Annotated in this window: 16 protein-coding genes; 9 read left to right on the top strand and 7 right to left on the bottom strand. The window is 55.2% G+C overall.

Translation table 11 applies throughout. The features are described from left to right. The first annotated feature begins 11 nt into the window (after positions 1-11). The 3 genes from ftsA to lpxC all read left to right on the top strand — a co-directional run bounded on the left by ftsA (position 12) and on the right by lpxC (position 3,585). The gene (ftsA, locus tag F1529_RS08110; protein WP_007151175.1) at positions 12-1,247 is read left to right on the top strand and encodes a cell division protein FtsA; all 1,236 of its coding nucleotides are present in this window, start codon (positions 12-14) and stop codon (positions 1,245-1,247) included. Between the two features lie 146 nt (positions 1,248-1,393). Further along, entirely contained in the window at positions 1,394-2,560 is a 1,167-nt protein-coding gene (ftsZ, locus tag F1529_RS08115; protein ID WP_007150913.1) for a cell division protein FtsZ, read from the top strand. Positions 2,561-2,670: 110 nt separating this feature from the next. After that, on the top strand, positions 2,671-3,585 hold the full coding sequence (gene lpxC, locus F1529_RS08120; RefSeq protein ID WP_007150078.1) for a UDP-3-O-acyl-N-acetylglucosamine deacetylase: 915 nt from the start codon (positions 2,671-2,673) through the stop codon (positions 3,583-3,585). A 180-nt stretch (positions 3,586-3,765) separates the two neighbouring features. Here lpxC and F1529_RS08125 read toward each other — a convergent pair whose 3' ends face one another. Then, positions 3,766-4,209: a hypothetical protein gene (locus F1529_RS08125; protein WP_196220382.1), complete on the bottom strand. Its 444-nt coding sequence runs from the start codon at positions 4,207-4,209 to the stop codon at positions 3,766-3,768. 101 nt (positions 4,210-4,310) lie between these two features. On the opposite strand from F1529_RS08125, the gene F1529_RS08130 reads away from it, so the two are divergent. The 4 genes from F1529_RS08130 (at position 4,311) to F1529_RS08145 (ending at position 10,672) form a co-directional block, all read left to right on the top strand. Beyond that, positions 4,311-5,243 (top strand): M23 family metallopeptidase, encoded by a 933-nt coding sequence (locus F1529_RS08130; protein ID WP_155133574.1) that lies wholly within the window; start codon positions 4,311-4,313, stop codon positions 5,241-5,243. A gap of 172 nt (positions 5,244-5,415) precedes the next feature. Next, complete coding sequence (gene secA / locus F1529_RS08135; protein WP_155133577.1) at positions 5,416-8,130, top strand: preprotein translocase subunit SecA; 2,715 nt, start codon at positions 5,416-5,418, stop codon at positions 8,128-8,130. Positions 8,131-8,345: 215 nt separating this feature from the next. Beyond that, positions 8,346-9,548 carry a bifunctional glutamate N-acetyltransferase/amino-acid acetyltransferase ArgJ gene (argJ, locus tag F1529_RS08140; RefSeq protein ID WP_370456977.1) on the top strand — a complete coding sequence of 401 codons (1,203 nt, stop codon included), beginning with the start codon at positions 8,346-8,348 and terminating at the stop codon, positions 9,546-9,548. A gap of 182 nt (positions 9,549-9,730) precedes the next feature. Continuing rightward, positions 9,731-10,672: a Nudix family hydrolase gene (locus F1529_RS08145; protein WP_155133583.1), complete on the top strand. Its 942-nt coding sequence runs from the start codon at positions 9,731-9,733 to the stop codon at positions 10,670-10,672. A 145-nt stretch (positions 10,673-10,817) separates the two neighbouring features. Here F1529_RS08145 and F1529_RS08150 read toward each other — a convergent pair whose 3' ends face one another. The 5 genes from F1529_RS08150 to pilB all read right to left on the bottom strand — a co-directional run bounded on the left by F1529_RS08150 (position 10,818) and on the right by pilB (position 15,668). Further along, complete coding sequence (locus tag F1529_RS08150) at positions 10,818-11,018, bottom strand: DNA gyrase inhibitor YacG (protein ID WP_155133586.1); 201 nt, start codon at positions 11,016-11,018, stop codon at positions 10,818-10,820. Between the two features lie 152 nt (positions 11,019-11,170). Continuing rightward, the gene (coaE, locus tag F1529_RS08155) at positions 11,171-11,773 is read right to left on the bottom strand and encodes a dephospho-CoA kinase (RefSeq protein ID WP_230457740.1); all 603 of its coding nucleotides are present in this window, start codon (positions 11,771-11,773) and stop codon (positions 11,171-11,173) included. A gap of 88 nt (positions 11,774-11,861) precedes the next feature. After that, positions 11,862-12,671, bottom strand: coding sequence for an A24 family peptidase (locus F1529_RS08160; protein WP_155133592.1), 810 nt, complete (start codon positions 12,669-12,671; stop codon positions 11,862-11,864). A 64-nt stretch (positions 12,672-12,735) separates the two neighbouring features. Next, the gene (locus F1529_RS08165; protein WP_155133595.1) at positions 12,736-13,959 is read right to left on the bottom strand and encodes a type II secretion system F family protein; all 1,224 of its coding nucleotides are present in this window, start codon (positions 13,957-13,959) and stop codon (positions 12,736-12,738) included. Positions 13,960-13,961: 2 nt separating this feature from the next. Continuing rightward, positions 13,962-15,668 (bottom strand): type IV-A pilus assembly ATPase PilB, encoded by a 1,707-nt coding sequence (pilB, locus tag F1529_RS08170; RefSeq protein ID WP_155133598.1) that lies wholly within the window; start codon positions 15,666-15,668, stop codon positions 13,962-13,964. A 732-nt stretch (positions 15,669-16,400) separates the two neighbouring features. Between pilB and F1529_RS08175 the strand changes: the two genes are divergently transcribed. After that, the gene (locus F1529_RS08175; protein ID WP_155133601.1) at positions 16,401-16,847 is read left to right on the top strand and encodes a pilin; all 447 of its coding nucleotides are present in this window, start codon (positions 16,401-16,403) and stop codon (positions 16,845-16,847) included. A 67-nt stretch (positions 16,848-16,914) separates the two neighbouring features. After that, positions 16,915-18,279, top strand: coding sequence for an O-antigen ligase (locus F1529_RS08180; RefSeq protein ID WP_155133604.1), 1,365 nt, complete (start codon positions 16,915-16,917; stop codon positions 18,277-18,279). A gap of 21 nt (positions 18,280-18,300) precedes the next feature. Here the strand turns inward: F1529_RS08180 and nadC are convergent, their stop codons facing one another. Then, positions 18,301-19,149 carry a carboxylating nicotinate-nucleotide diphosphorylase gene (gene nadC, locus F1529_RS08185; RefSeq protein WP_155133607.1) on the bottom strand — a complete coding sequence of 283 codons (849 nt, stop codon included), beginning with the start codon at positions 19,147-19,149 and terminating at the stop codon, positions 18,301-18,303. Positions 19,150-19,186 lie beyond the last annotated feature (37 nt).

Raw genomic sequence — 19,186 nt, forward strand, 5'->3', positions numbered from 1 at the left:
GAAAGGGTGACATGGCGACAGCAACAGAAAACATGATTGTCGGACTCGATATTGGCACCTCCAAGGTGGTTGCCATCGTCGGCCAGACAGCAGCCGATGGCACCTTGGAAATCGTCGGGCTGGGCTCGCAACCGTCACGGGGCATGAAAAAGGGCGTGGTGGTGGATATCGAAGCCACCGTGCGTTCCATTCAGCGCGCTGTGGAAGAAGCCGAACTGATGGCGGGCTGCCATATCCACACGGTGTACGCCGGCATCGCCGGCTCCCATGTGCGCAGCCTCAACTCCCACGGCATCGTCGCCATTCGCGACCGGGAAGTGGCCCAGGCAGATATCGACCGGGTGATCGACGCCGCTCAGGCGGTGGCGATTCCGGCGGACCAGAAAACCCTGCACGTGCTGCCGCAGGAATACGTGGTGGACAATCAGGAAGGGGTGCGCGAGCCCATTGGCATGAGCGGTGTGCGCCTGGAAGCCAAGGTGCATCTGGTGACCTGTGCGGTGAATGCGGTGCAGAACATCGAGAAATGCGTGCGTCGCTGCAACCTGGAAGTCGATGACGTCATCCTTGAGCAGTTAGCGAGTGCTCACGCCGTGCTCACCGAAGACGAGCGTGAACTGGGCGTTTGCATCGTCGATATCGGCGGTGGCACCACGGATATCGCCATCTTCACCGAAGGCGCCATTCGTCACACGGCCAACATTCCCATCGCCGGGGATCAGGTGACCAACGATATCGCCATGGCCCTGCGCACGCCCAAGCAACATGCGGATGAAATCAAGATCAAGTACGCCTGCGCCCTGACTCAGCTGGCCGGCGCGGACGAGACCATCAAGGTGCCCAGCGTGGGCGATCGCCCGCCGCGCACCCTTAGTCGCCAGAACCTGGCGGAGGTGGTGGAGCCGCGTTACGACGAGCTGTTCACCCTGGTGCAGGCGGAAATTCGCCGCTCCGGTTTCGAGGATCTGATCCCCGGTGGCATCGTCCTCACCGGTGGTTCCTCGAAGATCGAAGGGGCCGTGGATCTGGCCGAGGAAATCTTCCATATGCCGGTGCGCCTGGGTGCGCCGCAGGGGATTTCCGGGCTGATCGACGTGGTGAAGAACCCGATTTATTCCACCTCCGTGGGCTTGCTCTTGTACGGCCAGCGCATGGAAAAGGAAGGCACCAGCGCCAAGGCCCAGGCCGGCGGTGGTGAGCTGGACTGGCTGGAACGTATCAAGAGCTGGTTCAAAGGCAATTTTTAACAAGAGTCGCAGCACGCTTCACGCATCAGGTAACACGCGGGAAGCGTCAAATTGAGCGCAAGCGGTTGTTCCGGGCCGCGGCAAGATGACCGGAACACTTCGACGTAATGAGTAGTAAACAGGGAAGCAACAACGGGAGATCAACCATGCAATTCAAACTGGAAGACAGCGTACCGCATGGTGCGGTAATCAAAGTGGTAGGTGTCGGTGGTGGCGGCGGTAACGCCGTGGATCACATGGTGCGTTCCGGTGTGGAAGGGGTGGATTTCATCTGCGCCAACACGGACGCCCAGGCCCTGCGTAATGCCTCATCCAAGACCGTGATTCAGCTGGGTAGCCAGGTTACCAAAGGGTTGGGTGCCGGCGCGAACCCGGAAATCGGCCGTCAGTCCGCTCAGGAAGATCGCGATCGCATCGCCGAGCTGCTGGATGGTGCAGACATGGTCTTCGTGACCGCCGGCATGGGCGGTGGCACGGGTACCGGTGCTGCCCCGGTTGTGGCTGAAATTGCCAAGGAACTGGGCATCCTGACCGTGGCTGTGGTCACCAAGCCGTTCCCCTTCGAAGGCAAAAAGCGCATGCGCTCTGCCCAGCAAGGGATCGAAGAGCTGAAAGAGCACGTTCACTCCCTGATCACCATCCCCAACGAGAAGCTGCAAGCGGTTCTCGGTGGCTCCACCAGCCTGCTGGACGCCTTCAAGGCTGCCAACGAAGTGCTGCAGGGCGCGGTGAAAGGGATTGCGGACCTGATCGTTCGCCCCGGCATGATCAACGTGGATTTCGCTGACGTGCGCACCGTGATGAGCGAAATGGGTACCGCCATGATGGGTACCGGTACTGCCAGCGGCGAAGGCCGGGCGGCAGAAGCGGCCCAGGCGGCTATCTCCAGCCCGCTGCTGGAAGATGTGGATCTGCGCGGCGCGCGGGGTATCCTGATCAATATCACGGCCAACGAGTCCATCGCTCTGGATGAGTTCTCTGAAGTGGGTGATATCGTCAGCGAGCTGGCCAGTGACGATGCCAACGTGATCATCGGTACCGCTATCGACCCGGATATGGGCGAGAGCATCAGTGTTACCGTGGTAGCGACTGGCCTGGGCGCGGCGGCACAGGAACTAAAAGTGGTACGCGGCCGTCAGACCCCTGTCGCGGCAGACGGTCGGGTGGACTACAGCGACCTGGATCGCCCGGCTGTGGAGCGTAAACGCGCCGCCCAGCAGGCTGCCGGTGGCCGTGGCCAGCAGGCAGTGAGCACCGCAGAAGATCTGGATTTCATTGATATTCCGACCTTCCTGCGCCGCCAGGCCGACTAACGGTCTGGCGAGATTGGTGCAAAATCGGGGTGTTCCAGTATAATCGCGCCCTAATTTTGTGTTGAGGAAAGCGGTATCCTCAAGGGTACCCGCAGCTGTGTGACAGACTGATGATCAGACAACGAACGCTAAAAAACGTGATCCGCGCCACTGGCGTAGGGCTTCACACCGGCGAAAAGGTCTACATGACCGTGCGCCCGGCACCGGTGAATACCGGTATCGTGTTCCGGCGTGTGGACCTGGACCCGGTAGTGGAGATCAAGGCTGCCGCGGACGCGGTGGGCGAAACCACCCTCTCTTCCACGCTGGTTCAGGATGGCGTGAAAGTGGGTACGGTAGAGCACTTCCTGTCCGCCATGGCAGGCCTGGGCATCGATAACGCCTTTGTGGAGTTGTCCGCCCCGGAAATGCCGATCATGGATGGCAGTGCCGGTCCGTTCGTCTTCCTGTTGCAATCTGCCGGTATCAAGGAGCAGGAAGCCGCCAAGAAGTTCATCCGCATCAAGAAAGAAGTGACGGTGCGTGAAGACGACAAAACGGCGACGTTCGTGCCTTTTGACGGCTTTAAGGTGACTTTTTCCATCGAGTTCGACCATCCGGTGTTTGAAGATCGTAACCAGCTGGCCAGTATCGACTTCTCCACGACTTCGTTCGTGAAAGAAGTGGCCCGTGCCCGGACCTTTGGCTTTATGCGCGATATTGAGTTCCTGCGCAGCCAGAACTTGGCTCTGGGGGGCAGCGTGGATAATGCCATCGTGGTGGACGAGTATCGTATCCTCAACGAAGACGGCCTGCGTTATGACGACGAGTTCGTCAAACACAAGATGCTGGATGCCATTGGCGACCTGTATCTGCTGGGCCACAGCCTGATTGGCGAGTTCATCGGCCACAAATCCGGCCATGCACTCAACAATGCGCTGTTGCGGGAAATTCTCCGTCAGGAAGATTCCTACGAGGTGGTGACATTTGAAGATGCCACCGATGCGCCTGTGTCCTATATGCGCCCTGTTCTGGCAGCAGAATAAGTGGCGGCAAAGCAGTAAAGAAAATGGTTGGCCGCTTCGGGTCAGGATGACCCGGAAGGATGGCTGACTCTGGCCGAAGCGATTCGGCTGTACGTCGAAGCCCTGTTGGCCACCTGGCTGTCTCCCGCAGTCAGGTGGCTTTTCGTTTCAAGGGTGGAGAGATAGAACGGTTAGCGTTTCTTAATCAGGTTCACCGCGGCTTGCCAGCCGCTGCAATGACGCTTTTAGCGCGTCATCCTCAATGGCTTCGGCCACAGCTTCGATGTGTCGAGCGCTTTCCTGGGCTAAATGTGGCCCCGCCGGTTTGCTGGCATGGTTATTGCTCGACATGGGGTGGCGCTTGCCGCCCACCACGATCTTGATTTGTTGCCCGGGCATGGCCTGTTGCAGTTTCGGTAGATGAAAGCGTAGTAGTTGCGCGGTGGCACTGGTCTCCGCGATGGCCAGCCAGCGATGCTGGTCTTCTACCAGAGTGACGCGCTCACGCAGGGCTGGAGGCAGGCAATGCAAAGGGTCATTTTGCTCCTGGGCAGGGGTCTTCCTGGCTTCTTTCGCCAAGGCCGAAAGAGCGGGGTGACCGCTTAGCAGGGCGAGGAGGGCTTTGGGCGACGTTGTCTTGCTCATGGGTTTTACTTAGACTAGCCTGCAGATTGTAAAAAAATTTATAAAAGAAAGATGCAACATATTGAATTGACTGACTTTTAGCCGGTGCGCTACGAAATCTTATGAACATCATAGTCCTTAACAGCAAGCGCGGCCATTCGCGCACACTGCCCGTTCCCCGCCATTGGCCCTGGTTATTGGCTGCGGCGTTGGTGGTGTTTCCCGCTATTATTGGCGTTAGTGCCTATCTTCTGGCCTATCGTGTGGGTGGTCAGCCTGAATTTACCCCGGTGATGACGGAGCGTTTCGCAGGTCAGCTGGAACAGCAGCAGCAGGTTCTCTCCCAGCTGGATCAACAGAGTCAGGAACAGTTTCGGGCTTTGACGCTCAAGCTGGCCCAGGCCCAGGCCCGGCTGGTTCGTCTGGATGCACTGGGTGAGCGGCTGGTGGAAGTGGCCGATATCGGCGGTGACGAATTCGATTTCAGCAGTGTGCCCGGTGTCGGTGGCCCGGAGTCCCCGGAAGAGGGGGCCAGCTATGAGTTGCCTTCCTTTATGGGCGCGCTGGATCAAATGACGGCCACTTTGGAGCGCCGTGAGCGGCAGCTGGATATTCTGGAAGATCTGTTGGCTGACAAGCAACTGGAAGATCAGACCTACCTGTCAGGCCGTCCACTGACCAAGGGCTGGATGTCCAGCCGTTTTGGCCGCCGTTCCGATCCTTTTTCCGGCCGCGTTGCCTGGCATAAGGGGGTAGACTTCGCGGGCAAAGAGGGCACGCCGATTGTGGCCACCGGTGCGGGGGTTGTGACCTATTCTGGTGAGCGTTCAGGATATGGGAAAATGGTTGAGATCAATCATGGCAATGGCCTCTCCACCCGTTATGGGCATGCTAAGGAGTTGCTGGTTGAGCCGGGTGAAATTGTTCGAACCGGTGATGTTGTGGGCAAGGTGGGGAGCTCCGGCCGCTCCACGGGCCCGCATGTGCACTACGAAGTGCTCAAAAACGGCGCTCAAGTGAACCCGCAGCCTTATATTTACCGCGCCCGTCGCTAAAACTGAAAATGCAAAACGGCCCGATGGGGCCGTTTTTCGTTATCGGGCCTTGATTACGGCGAATACCACCTTATCTCTCAATCCTATTGTGTTTAGAATGGCTCACCTTGCGGGGGAATAACCTTGCCGCCATCGGGCTGTTTGTCCTGACTTTTACTGAACCGGAAGTTTTATGCTGGGTACCATCGTAAAAAAAATCATCGGCACCAAGAATGATCGTGAAATCAAGCGAATGGCAAAGCTGGTCGACGCCATTAATAGCCACGCAGATGCGATGGGGCAGCTTACCGATGGCGACCTGCAGCACAAGACAACCGCTTTCCGGCAGGCCTTTAAAGATGGCAAAACACTGGATGAATTGCTGCCCGAAGCCTTTGCGGTAGTCCGCGAAGCCTCTACCCGGGTGATGGGGATGCGCCATTTCGACGTGCAGATGATGGGCGGGATATCCTTGCATGAAGGTCGCATCTCCGAGATGCGTACCGGTGAAGGTAAAACCCTGACGGCGACCCTTCCGGCCTACCTGAATGCGCTTTCCGGTGAAGGAGTGCATGTGGTCACGGTGAATGATTACCTGGCCGAACGTGACGCCAACTGGATGCGCCCGCTGTACGAATTCCTGGGCCTGTCAGTGGGGATCATCCTTTCCCAGCAGCCCACCGAACAGAAACGCGCTGCGTATGCGTCGGATATTACCTACGGGACCAACAACGAATACGGTTTCGATTACCTGCGTGACAACATGGCTTTCCGGCTGGAAGACCGTGTGCAGCGCGGGCTGAACTACGCCATCGTCGATGAGGTGGATTCCATCCTGATCGATGAAGCGAGAACCCCGCTGATTATTTCCGGCCCGGCGGCGGACTCCTCCGAGCTCTACCAGGCGGTGAATCAGCTGATGCCGCAGCTGGAGAAAGAAACGGAAGAGAGCGAAGGCGATTACTTCGTTGATGAAAAACAACGGCAGGTAGAGCTGACTGAATCCGGCCATCAGAAAATTGAAGGGCTGTTGGTCAGCAACCAGTTGCTGGAGCAGGGCGAAAGCCTGTACGCGGCCCATAACCTGGCGCTGCTCCACCATGTGCATGCGGCGCTGAAAGCCCATGCCCTGTTCCATATCGATCGGGATTACATTGTTCAGAACGACCAGATCGTGATCGTGGATGAACACACCGGCCGTACCATGCCGGGGCGTCGCTGGTCCGAAGGTATTCATCAGGCCATCGAGGCGAAAGAAGGGCTGAATATCCAGCAGGAAAACCAGACCCTGGCGTCCACCACCTTCCAGAATTATTTCCGTCTTTATAACAAGCTGTCCGGGATGACCGGTACTGCGGACACCGAGGCACTGGAATTCCGCCAGATTTATGGCATGGATGTGGTCGTGGTCCCCACCAACAAACCCATGGTGCGGATTGACGCCAATGATCTGGTATACCTGAGCCTGCAGGAAAAATTCGACGCTATCGTCAAGGAAGTGACCGAGGCGGTGGCCAAGGGCGCGCCGGTGCTGGTGGGTACTGCCACCATTGAAGCGTCGGAGTATCTGTCCAAGCGTCTGAAGCAGGACAAGATCGCTCACGAGGTACTGAACGCCAAGTTCCACCAGCGCGAAGCCCAGATTATTGCCCAGGCCGGGCGGCCGAGAGCGGTCACCATTGCCACCAACATGGCGGGTCGGGGGACGGATATTGTGCTCGGCGGTAATCCCGAAGAGCAGATCAAGCACATGGACACCCCGTCCGAGGCAGAAGCGGAGAAAATCCGTGCCGAGTGGCAGGCAAACCACGATACCGTTATGGAAGCCGGTGGTTTGCACATTATCGGTACCGAGCGCCATGAGTCCCGCCGTATCGATAATCAGCTGCGCGGGCGTGCGGGTCGTCAGGGTGATCCGGGCTACACCCGTTTCTTCCTGTCCATGGAAGATGACCTGATGCGCATCTTCGCATCAGACAAGATTCGTAACCTGATGCGCTCTCTGGGCCTGGAAAACGGCGAAGCCATTGAGCACCGCTGGGTAACTCGCGCCATCGAAAATGCCCAGCGCAAAGTGGAAGGGCGCAACTTTGATATCCGCAAAAACCTGCTGGAATACGATGACGTTGCCAACGACCAGCGTCAGGTAATCTACGGCCAGCGTGACCAGATTCTGGAAGCCGATGATCTGGTAAATTCCGTGAAAGGGATTCGTCGCGATGTGGTGACCGAAGTGGTCCACGATTACATGGCGCCGGGCTCTGTGGAAGATCAGTGGGATATCCCGGGCCTGGAGAAAACCCTGGATGCGGAATTCCAGTGCCATGCACCGATTGGCCAGTGGCTCAATGAAGACAATCAGCTGCATATCGAGGGCCTGATCGAAAAGCTGGTCGAGCGCATGGACGAGGATTACCAGCGTAAGGAAGGCGAGATCGGTACCGAGGATTTGCGCAAGATCGAGAAGCACCTGATGCTGCAAATTCTGGATCGCCACTGGAAAGAGCACCTGGCGAGCATGGATCACCTGCGCCAGGGCATCCACCTGCGCGGCTACGCCCAGAAAAACCCCAAGCAGGAATACAAGAAAGAAGCTTTCGAGTTGTTCCAGGGCCTGCTTAACCAGATCCAGCATGAACTGATTCGTGTGCTGCATAGCTTCCAGGTACGTCGCGATGACGAAGTGGAGCGTCTGGAGCAGCAGCGCGAGGAAGAAGCGCGCGTGCAGGCGGAAAAAATGAAGATGCAGGCGGTAGCCGAGCCGGGCACTGACGGCGATGCCCAACCCCGTCAACAGGGTGAACAGCCGAAGACAGTGGTCCGGGACGGCCGCAAAGTCGGCCGTAACGAACCTTGCCCTTGTGGTTCCGGCAAGAAGTACAAGCAGTGTCACGGTAAGATTGAATAAGAGCAGCAACAAGCTTCAAGCGACAAGGAAAACCAAAAGCACCGGCAACGTCGGTGCTTTCTTTGTTTGGGGCTTGTCGTTTTAATTCGTAGGTCGAATTAGCCTGAAAGGCGTAATCCGACAAACAGCCTGGGAGCAGCCCTGCAAAGCTCCACGCTTGGCAGGGCGCTTGTTTCGTAGCAAGCTTTCAATACATGGATAGCAGGAAAAACGTGATGACACAGTCTGAGTGGTTGCCGGTTCCTGGCGTGCGGCTTGCCGCCGTTGAAGCGGGTATCAAAAAAGCCAATCGCAAGGATTTGGTAGTGCTGGAGCTGGCCCAGGGGAGTCGTGTCAGTGGTGTGTTCACCCTGAACCGTTTCTGTGCGGCACCGGTGCAGGTGGCCAAGTCTCGCCTGGCTGCCACTACGCCACGCTACCTGATGATCAACACGGGCTATGCCAATGCAGGCACCGGCAAGAAAGGCCTGGAAAACTGCCTGGCCAGCTGTGAGTTGCTGGCGAAAGCAGCAGGTTGTGATGCGGATGAAATCCTGCCGTATTCCACCGGGGTTATCGGAGAACAGTTTCCGCTGGAGGCCTTTGCCACCGGCTTGCCCAAGGCGCTGGATGCACTGGACGTCCATCATTGGGGGCGGGCGTCGGAAGGCATCATGACCACCGATACCTACCCAAAGCTCACCAGTCGGCGGGTGGAAATGGATGGTGTGCCAGTGACGATCACAGGGATGTCCAAGGGCTCCGGCATGATCAAGCCAAACATGGCCACCATGCTTGGTTTTATCGCCACCGACGCACCGATTGCCAAGCCACTACTGGATGAGTGGGTGAAAGCCCTGGCGGATAAATCCTTCAACCGGGTGACGGTGGACGGGGATACCTCCACCAATGATGCCTGCATGTTAATCAGCACGGCTCAGGCTGAAATGGATGAGATCACCGCGCTGGATGGTCACAGTCAGCTGCTGTATCAGGCGCTGGAAGAGGTCTTCACTGAACTGGCTCAGGCGCTGGTGCGTGATGGTGAAGGGGCCACCAAGTTTGTGGAAATTACCGTGACCGGGGCCGCCAGCGAGAGTGACGCACGAGCGGTGGCTGAAACCATTGCCCATTCCCCCCTGGTGAAAACGGCGCTGTTTGCCTCGGACCCTAATTGGGGCCGTATTTTGGCTGCCATTGGCCGGGCGCCGATTGCGGCGCTGGATGTGGACAAAGTCAGTGTTTGGCTGGGTGATTTGCCGCTGGTAGAACAGGGCGGCGTGGCGGACAGCTACGAGGAAGCACAAGGCGCTGCGGTGATGGCGAAACCGGAAATCACCATTCGGGCGGATCTGGCGTCGGGTGATGCGCAGTGCACCGTATGGACCTGTGATTTCAGCTATGACTACGTAAAGATCAATGCGGAGTATCGGACCTAGAGACGCATCACGCATCATGTTTCACCGTAGGTCGAATTCACCCAAGGGCACAGAGAGCCTGAAAGGCGTAATCCGACAAGCCGCTGAGAACGAAAGGGGCTTGCTCGCAAGCGAAACTGCCTGATCGGCACGCCAGGCGGTTCACTTGCAAACAGGCCCCACAGACATTCGGAAAGAGTCCCATGCCAACACGCTCAACCCCTGCCATTACCGTCGTCGCCGCCATCATCCGTGGCAAAGATGGCCGTATTTGTCTTAGCAAGCGCCCTGACAATAAGCATCAGGGCGGGCGTTGGGAGTTTCCCGGTGGCAAGGTGGAGCAAGGTGAGGCGCTGAGCGCAGCGTTGGCCCGCGAGCTGGAAGAAGAGCTTGGTATGGCAGGGGCGACGTCCAGCCCTTTTATGACGATTGCCCACCAGTACGATGATCTGCACGTGACCCTGCACTTTCGTGATGTCCGCGTCTGGCAGGGAGAGCCGGAAGGCCGGGAAGGGCAGCGGGTGCAGTGGTTTCTCCCGGGTGAACTGGCGGACCTGCGCTTCCCGGCGGCCAATCAGCCGGTGGTGAATGCCATACAGTTGCCTGAGCAGTTAGTGGTCGCGCCGGAAGATATCACTCTTCACGAGTTGTTGGCCGGGATTGATCGGTTGAATGGGGAGCAGCAGGGGCTGTATTTGCGGCAGTGGAGTGACCATGCCGAGGTGGCTGCGGTTGTGGCGCAATGTCAGCAACGCGGCGTAAAAGTCTGGTTGCGTGCTGTGGACACGCAGAGTGTGGCGACAGCAAAAGCGCTGGGTGTATTTGCCGTGCATTTTCCGGGCAGAGCACTGGCCCAGCTGGATGAGCGTCCCGCATTTGATGGAATTACCAGTGCGGCGGTGCATGATCAGGCGGCCCGGGATAGGGCAGGCAATCTGGGACTGGATATGGCGCTGGTTTCACCTGTCCTGCCCACTCCGACACATCCGGGTAAGCCCGCATTGGGCTGGCCGCAAGCGGAGTTGCTAATGAAGGGGGCGCCGCTTGCCTGTTATGCGCTGGGAGGTGTGGCACCGGGCGATCTGATCAACGCCCGTGATCACGGCGCGGTGGGCGTGGCGGGTATCCGCGCCTTCTGGCCGTGATTAGTGTTCTCCGAGACAGATCTCTTGTCGCGTAGGTCGTGTTCACCCTAGGGCACAGAGAGCCGAGAAGCGGCGTAACCCGACATCCTGCAATCCGAATGACAACAACGCAGAGTTTTACTTCATCCTTTGTGTTGAGCGCTTACTAAAATTCTTCAAAGTCTCCGGGTGCATCGTCATCACCCGGAATAGCGTGGCGCTCTGTCGCCCAGTCCCCGAGATCAATCAACTTGCAGCGTTCACTACAAAACGGCCGCAAGGGGTTGTTGTCCCAGCGAGTGAGGCTTTTGCACTGTGGGCAGGGGTAAGTCTGGGTAGCTTTCTTGGCCGGGCTTTTGTCAGTCATGGTTTTATGCGCGCTATTTCTCTGTGCAGGTTTTCCCTCTTCGAGAAGAAGAGGGCGAATTGTGGGGCGGATGTATCTCTCAGGTATCTCTGCCGGAGCGGAATTGGTTACCGTTGTTGGATGGCGGAGCGATGCTGGCGCCGCTTTCCGCCCTATGAAGATGTCCCGGCCAATTCCAGATAGTGCTTATGCAGCATCCCCAGTTGCTCGTGGAGTGCTTCCAGAGAACCATGATTCTCTACGACATCATCCGCCTGATCCAGTCGCTTGCTGCGCGCCAGTTGCGCTTTCATGATCGCCGCGACCTGTGCTTCCGGTACCTGATCCCGTGCCATGGTGCGCTCTACCTGCAATTCTGCAGAGGCATCAATGACCAGAATGCGATCTACCAAGGCTTTTTGCGAGGTTTCCAGCAGAAGAGGGGAGACCAGCACAGTGTAGGGCGATTGGCTCGCCCCGATCTGCCGGCGAAGTTCGTCACCTATGGCGGGGTGGGTAATACCTTCGAGGGTTTTTAGTGCGTCCGGGTCAGCAAACACGATCTCGCGGAGTGCCCGCCGATCCAGCGCGCCGTCGTCGGCGATGACATGCTGGCCAAAATGCTCGGCGATGGTGAGTAAGGCGGGTTGCCCGGGCTCAACCACCACGCGTGATGCAAGATCCGCATCCACGATGGTGATGCCCTGTTGAGCAAGATAATCCGTGGCAGCGGTCTTGCCGCTACCAATGCCACCGGTGAGGCCAACAACAAACATGATGAGTTCCGCTTGCATGCATCACGCGGCACGAATCACGCGGTGCCTGTTGGCGTGCCTGCGTGTAGCGTGGGGCGCGTTTGCGTAATCAAAGTTTAAACATACCCAGATACGAGCTGACGATACTATCGCCCCAGAGCAGGGCAATCCACCCGGCCGTGGCCAGATAAGGACCGAAAGGGATTTGTGTGCGTTTTTCGCCGCTGAACATCATCGTGGCGATAGCGAAGACCAGCCCGACCACCGATGACAAAAGAATAATCACCGGCAGGTATTGCCAGCCGACCCAGGCTCCCAGCGCGGCCAGCAGCTTGAAATCGCCGTAGCCCATGCCTTCTTTCCCGGTGATCAGCTTGAACAGCCAGTAAACACTCCACAGCGAAAGATACCCGGCCATGGCGCCGATTACCGCATCGCTCAATGAAACCGGCGATACGCCTACAACGGCCGCCAACAAGCCTGCCCACAGCAACCAGTAGTTCAGGCTATCCGGCAGCAGGGTAGTGTCAGCGTCAATCATGGCGGCGGCCAGCAGTAGCCAGGTAGCAAAAAGCGTAAACACCAGCCAGGGACCATACCCGAAGTGCCAGGCACACAGTCCGGCGAGCACACCGCTGACAAGTTCGATAATGGGGTAGCGCTTGCTGATCGGGGTTTTGCAGCCCTTGCACTTGCCGCACAGGGCCAGCCAGCTAAACACGGGAATGTTTTCATACCAGCTGATCGCATGGCTGCATTTCGGGCAGCGCGAGCGCGGTGTCACCAGGTTGAAAATGCCGTCACTGTCTTCCGCTGGCAGCTCAAGGACTTCGCGGGCTTCCTGCTTCCAGCTCCGTTCCATCATCAGCGGCAAGCGGTGAATGACCACATTCAAAAAACTGCCTACCAGCAGTCCCATAACAACACAAAGCCCGACCAAAAGGGTCGGGCTGGAAGAGAGGAGGTTGAGTGTTTCGGACACGTTATACCACTTGGCCAAGCTGAAAGATGGGAAGGTACATGGCGATAATAAGGCCGCCGATGAGGACGCCGAGTACAGCCATAATCAATGGCTCCATCATGCTGGTCAGGCCGTCGACCGCGTTGTCTACTTCATCCTCGTAGTATATGGCGACTTTTTCCAGCATGGCATCGAGTGCGCCTGATTCTTCGCCAATGGCGGTCATTTGCAGTGCCATTGCAGGGAAAACGCCGGTGCTGCGCATGGCGAATTGAAGTTGTTGGCCAGTGGAGACATCTTCTTTCACTTGGAGTACCGCTTTTCGGTATACCACATTGCCGGTGGCGCCTGCGCAGGCATCGAGAGCGTCAATCAGTGGCACACCTGCGGCAAAGGTTGTGGCGAGAGTGCGGGAATAGCGGGCAATTGTGCTTTTGAAAGTAATGTCCCCAATAATGGGTAATTTTAATAAGGTACGGTCAATCCAGTTCCTAAAACTGTCGGATCGTTTGCGTGTCTCGCTGAAGGCAATCGCGAAACCGATTATCGACACGACAATGATAAGAAAATTGGCCTGCAGTGATTCAGATAAATCAATAACGAACTGAGTAAAAGCAGGGAGTTCTGCCCCAAAGCCTTGAAACAACTCCTGGAAAGTGGGGACCACTTTAATCAGCAGAATGGCGGTAACAATAACGGCAACACAGATAACCGCTATGGGGTACTTCATTGCTTTTTTAATTTTTTGCTTAAGCGCCTCACTTTTCTCTTTGTATAGCGCTACTCTGTCCAGCATAGTTTCTAAAGCACCAGATTGCTCCCCTGCATCAACCAAGCTGCAATAAAGTTCGTCAAAAAGTAGAGGATGTTTTTGCAAGGCGCCGGCAAAATTATTACCACCTTCCACGTCTGCCTTGATTTTCATGACCACATCCTTCATGGAAGGGTTATCCAGACCATCGGCAACGATCTCGAAAGCTTGTACCAACGGAACACCTGCTTTCATCATGGTCGCCATCTGCCGAGTGAAAATGGCGATATCCATGGGGGTGATTTTTTTCTTCCCCCCTAGATTGATTTCCCGCTTTTTAACTACCTTTTTTGCGTTGATACCCTGTTTGCGCAACTCGGCACGCACAAGAGCGGCGCCTTTACCTGACGTTTCCCCTTTAACCTTCTTGCCCTGACGGTCAAGACCTTCGTAGGTGAAAGTGGCTGATTTTTGTTGTACTGATTTAGTCGCCATAATTAATGTCCGCTGGTGACACGGTTAATTTCTTCCAGGCTGGTAACCCCTTGCATTGCTTTAACGAGGCCAGAACGGTGGAGGTCGTTAAAGCCTTCTTTTCGACACTGGTCGGCAATCTCGATGGAGTTCCCCTCTTCCATAATGATGCGTGCGATGCCGTCAGTGATTTTGACCACTTCATAAACCCCCACGCGCCCTTTGTAGCCGTTCTTGCATTTGTCGCACCCTTCCGGGCCGTATACAGTAAACCCGTTTGCAATGTCATCTTCAGTGAAGCCGATCTCAAGCAAGGATTGTTTGGGAACATCCACCGGTGTTTTGCAGTGTTCGCAAAGGCGGCGGGCTAAGCGTTGGGCGATAATCAACAATACTGAGGTGGCGATGTTGAAAGAGGGTACGCCCATATTGCGGAGACGAGTCAGGGTTTCTGGAGCGCTGTTGGTATGGAGGGTTGAAAGCACCAAGTGCCCGGTTTGAGCGGCTTTTACTGCGATTTCAGCGGTTTCCAAATCACGAATTTCCCCGACCAGAATTACGTCAGGGTCCTGACGCAGAAAGGCGCGTAGTGCCGATGAGAAATTCATGCCCTGCTTCGGGTTCACGTTAACCTGATTGACTCCTTCCAAGTTGATTTCTACCGGGTCTTCAGCCGTGGAAATGTTGAGCTCTGGCGTATTGAGAATATTGACCCCGGTGTACAAAGAAACAGTCTTGCCTGAGCCGGTGGGCCCGGTGACCAGGATCATGCCTTGTGGCTTGTGCAGCGCATCCAGGTACATCTGCTTCTGTTCGTCTTCGTAACCCAGCGCTTCAATGCCCATCTTGGCGGATTCTGGGTCCAGAATCCGCAATACAATTTTTTCGCCAAACAGAGTGGGGCAGGTGTTTACCCGAAAGTCGATGGCCCGGGTCTTTGAGATTTTCAGCTTGATACGGCCGTCCTGGGGAACTCGACGCTCGGAGATATCCAGACGAGACATAACCTTCAGACGAGCGGAGAGCTTGCTGGCGATATTGATGGGTGGCTTTGATACGGTTTGCAGAATACCGTCCTGACGAAAGCGAACCCGGTAGGTTTTCTCATAGGGCTCGAAGTGCAAATCTGACGCTCCGCCTTTAATGGCATCTAATAGAAGCTTGTTCACGAAACGAACAATAGGCGCGTCATCCGCGCCGGACTGGGTCTCATCTTTCTTTTCTTCGCCGCCGCCGATGTCCAGATTATCCAGTCCGTCATCCAGATCGCCGAAGGCATCGTCTTCAGTCTCAGACTCTACCGCGTCGATCCACTGTGTTAATTTGTCCTCTTCGACAATCACCGTCTCAACGTTTAGACCAGTATTAAAACGGATTTCTTCTAGGGCCGGGAGATTGGTGGGATCTGAAACGGCAACGAACAGGCGACTTCCCCGCCGGAAAAGGGGCAGAACGTGGTGCTTGTTGATCAGCTTAGGGTCAACAAGATCTTTAACCAAGCTGTCACGTTGAAAGCTGCTCAAATCGAGAATCGGGTCCCCGAATTCCTCTGCTACGGCACCGGCAACTTGTCTGGCCGTCAGTTTTCCGCTGGCAACGATCTGGCGTACCAAGCTGGTCTTCTCCTGGCGGGCCTGTTGCAGAATCTGCTGGGCGCTCTCGGCGTCCAGCAAGCCCTGCTGTATTAATCGGTGCGGTAAGCCGCTGAATGAGGCGGTTTGGCTAGTCATGGTAACCTGCTTGTTTATGCTTAGTATGGTCCGTGTACCCAACACTTTTTTCCTAACATACCGTGTGTGTTCGTGCCTGGGAAGGCCAGATGTCGCAAAATCAGTACCTTGCCACCGATTTCTCAACCATTTCCACCGTTTGCTGAGCCCTCACGCCATAGAAAGTGGTGTGCAGGCGACAGTGCTGCTCACTAATACTCCATCCGGGTGCGATGCAAGCATCGATCCCCGTTGCAGCCGTCAGGCTTAGGGACGCGATAGAGGGACTGGGTTTGTGGAAAGTCATGTTCCCACGACGAAGATATCGACGCGACCATTGGGGCATTGCTTCACAGAGTGGCCAATGCCCCTTGGTCTGTAGGAGCGGTGGTTCCACCGCGATAAAGCAATGCGCGCAGGTGAAAAGGGGCGTGCTCGCACCTGTAAGGTTGAGGATAGGTGGTGACGGTCCTGTCACATTATAAGGTTCCCGGGTCGGTAAAGCCGACAAATTACGTCAACCTCAAGTGGGTTGGTGACATGAAGTGTCAGGAGGTGACATTTAGCGTTGGCGGGTGAGGCCTGTTTTCGCTGTACAGTAGTAACAGTCATGTAGTCTTGAGGCGCAGGAAGCTGCCGTTCTAATGATTTTTTCCCAATAGCATTAAGTTGGCACACTCCATGCTTTGTACTTATGCAGATGCTCGCCAAGGGTGGGCTCAAAAAAGTTTGCCAATGATTGGAGAAAACAAAATGAAGAAGCAAATGCAACAAGGTTTCACCCTTATCGAACTGATGATTGTTGTGGCGATCATCGGTATTCTTGCGGCAGTGGCGATTCCCGCCTACCAAGATTATACTTCTCGCGCTAAAGTATCCGAAGTTCTTGGTTTCGCTTCCTCGATGAAAACGAGTGTTTCTGAATGCGCTCTTACCGACGGTGGCTTGACAAACTGTACCGCTGCTGCGTCAGGAATTGATGTTGCTGATGTTGCTGCCGCCAGCCCTTATATCACAAGTGTGACAGTGGCTGCTGGTGTGATTACAATCAATCCTGACTGGGCCGCTCTGGGTGCAACTGATGGCACTGGTAGCATCGCGTTTAACCCTACTTATAATGCCGGTGGGGTTCAGTGGAACTGTCTGGCTAGCAGTAACGTATCTAACAAATATTTGCCAAGCAACTGTCGTGCTACCTAATAGTTTGATTGGCTAAGTAAAAAGAGCGCCCTTGTGGCGCTCTTTTTTTTGGGGATGATTTTGATTTATGGAAGATAGAGGAAAAGTTGTTTTTTGTGGCATTTTTGCGATTGCGTTTTTCATGCTTTTACAGCCTTGGTGGAGGCCTGAAGGGCTGTGGGTTTATGATTACTCCCGTTGGGTTGAGGTTTTTTTTCTTTTTTCTGTTATTTTTGCGTCCTGCTTTTTCAAAAATGTAGTGCCGGGATTTGTTTGTAAGAATAAAACCCTCTTCTCTATTTTTATTTTTTCTACCTTTGCAGCATGTGTTTTGGGTGAAGTAGGGTTTAGGGGCTGGGTAGGTGGCGCCCGAATTCTGCTATGGTTTTTTGTGATAGTGGTTCTGATATCTGCCTTTTCATTGCTTGATTCCAGGAAATTGTCTTTTTTATCTAGAAGTATATTGATTGTTTCTGCAGTGCATATTCTTTATTTCAGTGTTGGTGGGTTGGCACTGTTTTACAATGGTTTGATAGGTGCAGATTACTTAATTGATGGTTTTTCTAATAAAAATCATGCGGTTGCATTCTATGTTCCGCTGTTGCTTCTTCTTCCTGCGTTGCGTTCGGTGTCTTTTTTTTCGACAAGGCTGGGTGCGGGGCTAGTCTTTATTATGGGTGTCTTCCTCGGAGCTATGATTTTGATCATAGGCTCCAGAGGTGGGATTTTATCCTTTTTTTCCGCATTGTTTCTGATCGCGTTTTTAGGGAAAAGCGATAATATAAAAATATATTTTCTTTGGATGGCTGCCTGTTTCCTTGTGTCGTTATGTTTGTTTTTGGGGCTGTTGTGGCTTCATGACACGGGATCAGCTGAGGGGGCTTTGCTTCATCATAATTATGCCTCTGATTCAAAACGGTTTTTACTTTGGCAGACTGCGTGGCTAGGATTTATTGATTCTCCTTGGTTTGGCCATGGTCCGTTAAGCTATTCTTTGAATAGTTCTTTGCATGTGGCGCATCCTCATAATTTCCTGTTCTTGATAGCTTATGAGTATGGAGTGTTCCTGGTTTTATTGGTGGGCGCCGGGACGGCTATATTTTATAGAATGCTATGGAGGGAAAGAGAGAGGCTAAGAGAAGATATTGTTTCGATCTCTGGTACTGCCGGGGTAGTCGCATTTATGGTTCATTCTTTGGTCGGTGCGGGGCCGTTTGTTCCTGCGGCAGCGATGGTTTTTGCTTTGTCGCTGGCGTTTCTTTTTTCTTCTTTGAAGGAAAAGGTTCTTGGCAGTGATATTGGGCGGGCCGATTCTTCGTTTGGTAGATTCGTTACTATAGGTGTTTTTTTTACTGCCTTAAGCTATGTCGTTTTGGTTTTTGATTATTGGCGTGATTTGCCAACCGAGGGGCATCTTGAGCCTCGATTTTGGCAGTTTGGTGAGCTTTTATAATGCGAGGATGAGGAGCAAGTATTAGGTTTGTAATCGCAACGACAAATCCGTGGCCTGAACATGCTTGGTCAGCGCCCCGGAAGACAAAAACCAGTGCCGACTCTTCGGTAGCCCACCTGCATTATCCACAGTTAAATTACCTGACACCTCCAGCGCTGATTCAATGGGCATCCCGGCCGCTTCTTTCAGCATTTCTACGCTAAAATTATCCAGCATAATCTGATCCGGCGTCAGTCCGGCTGCTTCTTCCAGCTCTGCCAGGGTTTCCACTTCCACAATAACCTTCTTTTCCGGTGCCAGCGCTCGAGCGCGCTCAATGGCGGCGGTGATGCCGCCGCAAGCCGTCACATGGTTTTCTTTGATCAGGAAGGCGTCGTAGAGGCCGATGCGGTGGTTTTGGCAGCCGCCGCAGAGCACGGCGTATTTCTGGCCGGCGCGCAGGCCGGGCAGGGTTTTTCTGGTGTCCAGGATGGTGACCTGACTGCCGGCCACGGCATCCGCGTAGTGGCGGGCGGTGGTGGCGGTGCCCATCAGGGTTTGCAGGAAATTCAGGGCAGTGCGCTCGCCGGTGAGTATCTTGCGGGTATTGCCGCGCAGGGTGCACAAAGTGGTTTCGGCTGGGAGGCGGTCGCCATCCTGGACATGCCATTCAACGTCCACGTCGCCCAACTGCCGGAATACTTCGTCGGCCCAGGGGGTGCCGCACATGACGGTGTCTTCGCGGGTAATGATGGTGGCGGTGCTGCGGCTGTCCGCGTCGATGAGCTGGGCGGTGATATCGCCATCGCGGATATCTTCTTCCAGAGCAAAGGTCACATTGCGGGTGATGTCGTCACGAATATAGTCGGGCAGGTTGGCGCTGAAGGTCATGGGATCTCTGAATACGGTTACAGGTCGCGGCCCCGCG

The organism is Alcanivorax sp. VBW004 (assembly GCF_009718865.1).
Classification (GTDB): Bacteria; Pseudomonadota; Gammaproteobacteria; order Pseudomonadales; family Alcanivoracaceae; genus Alcanivorax.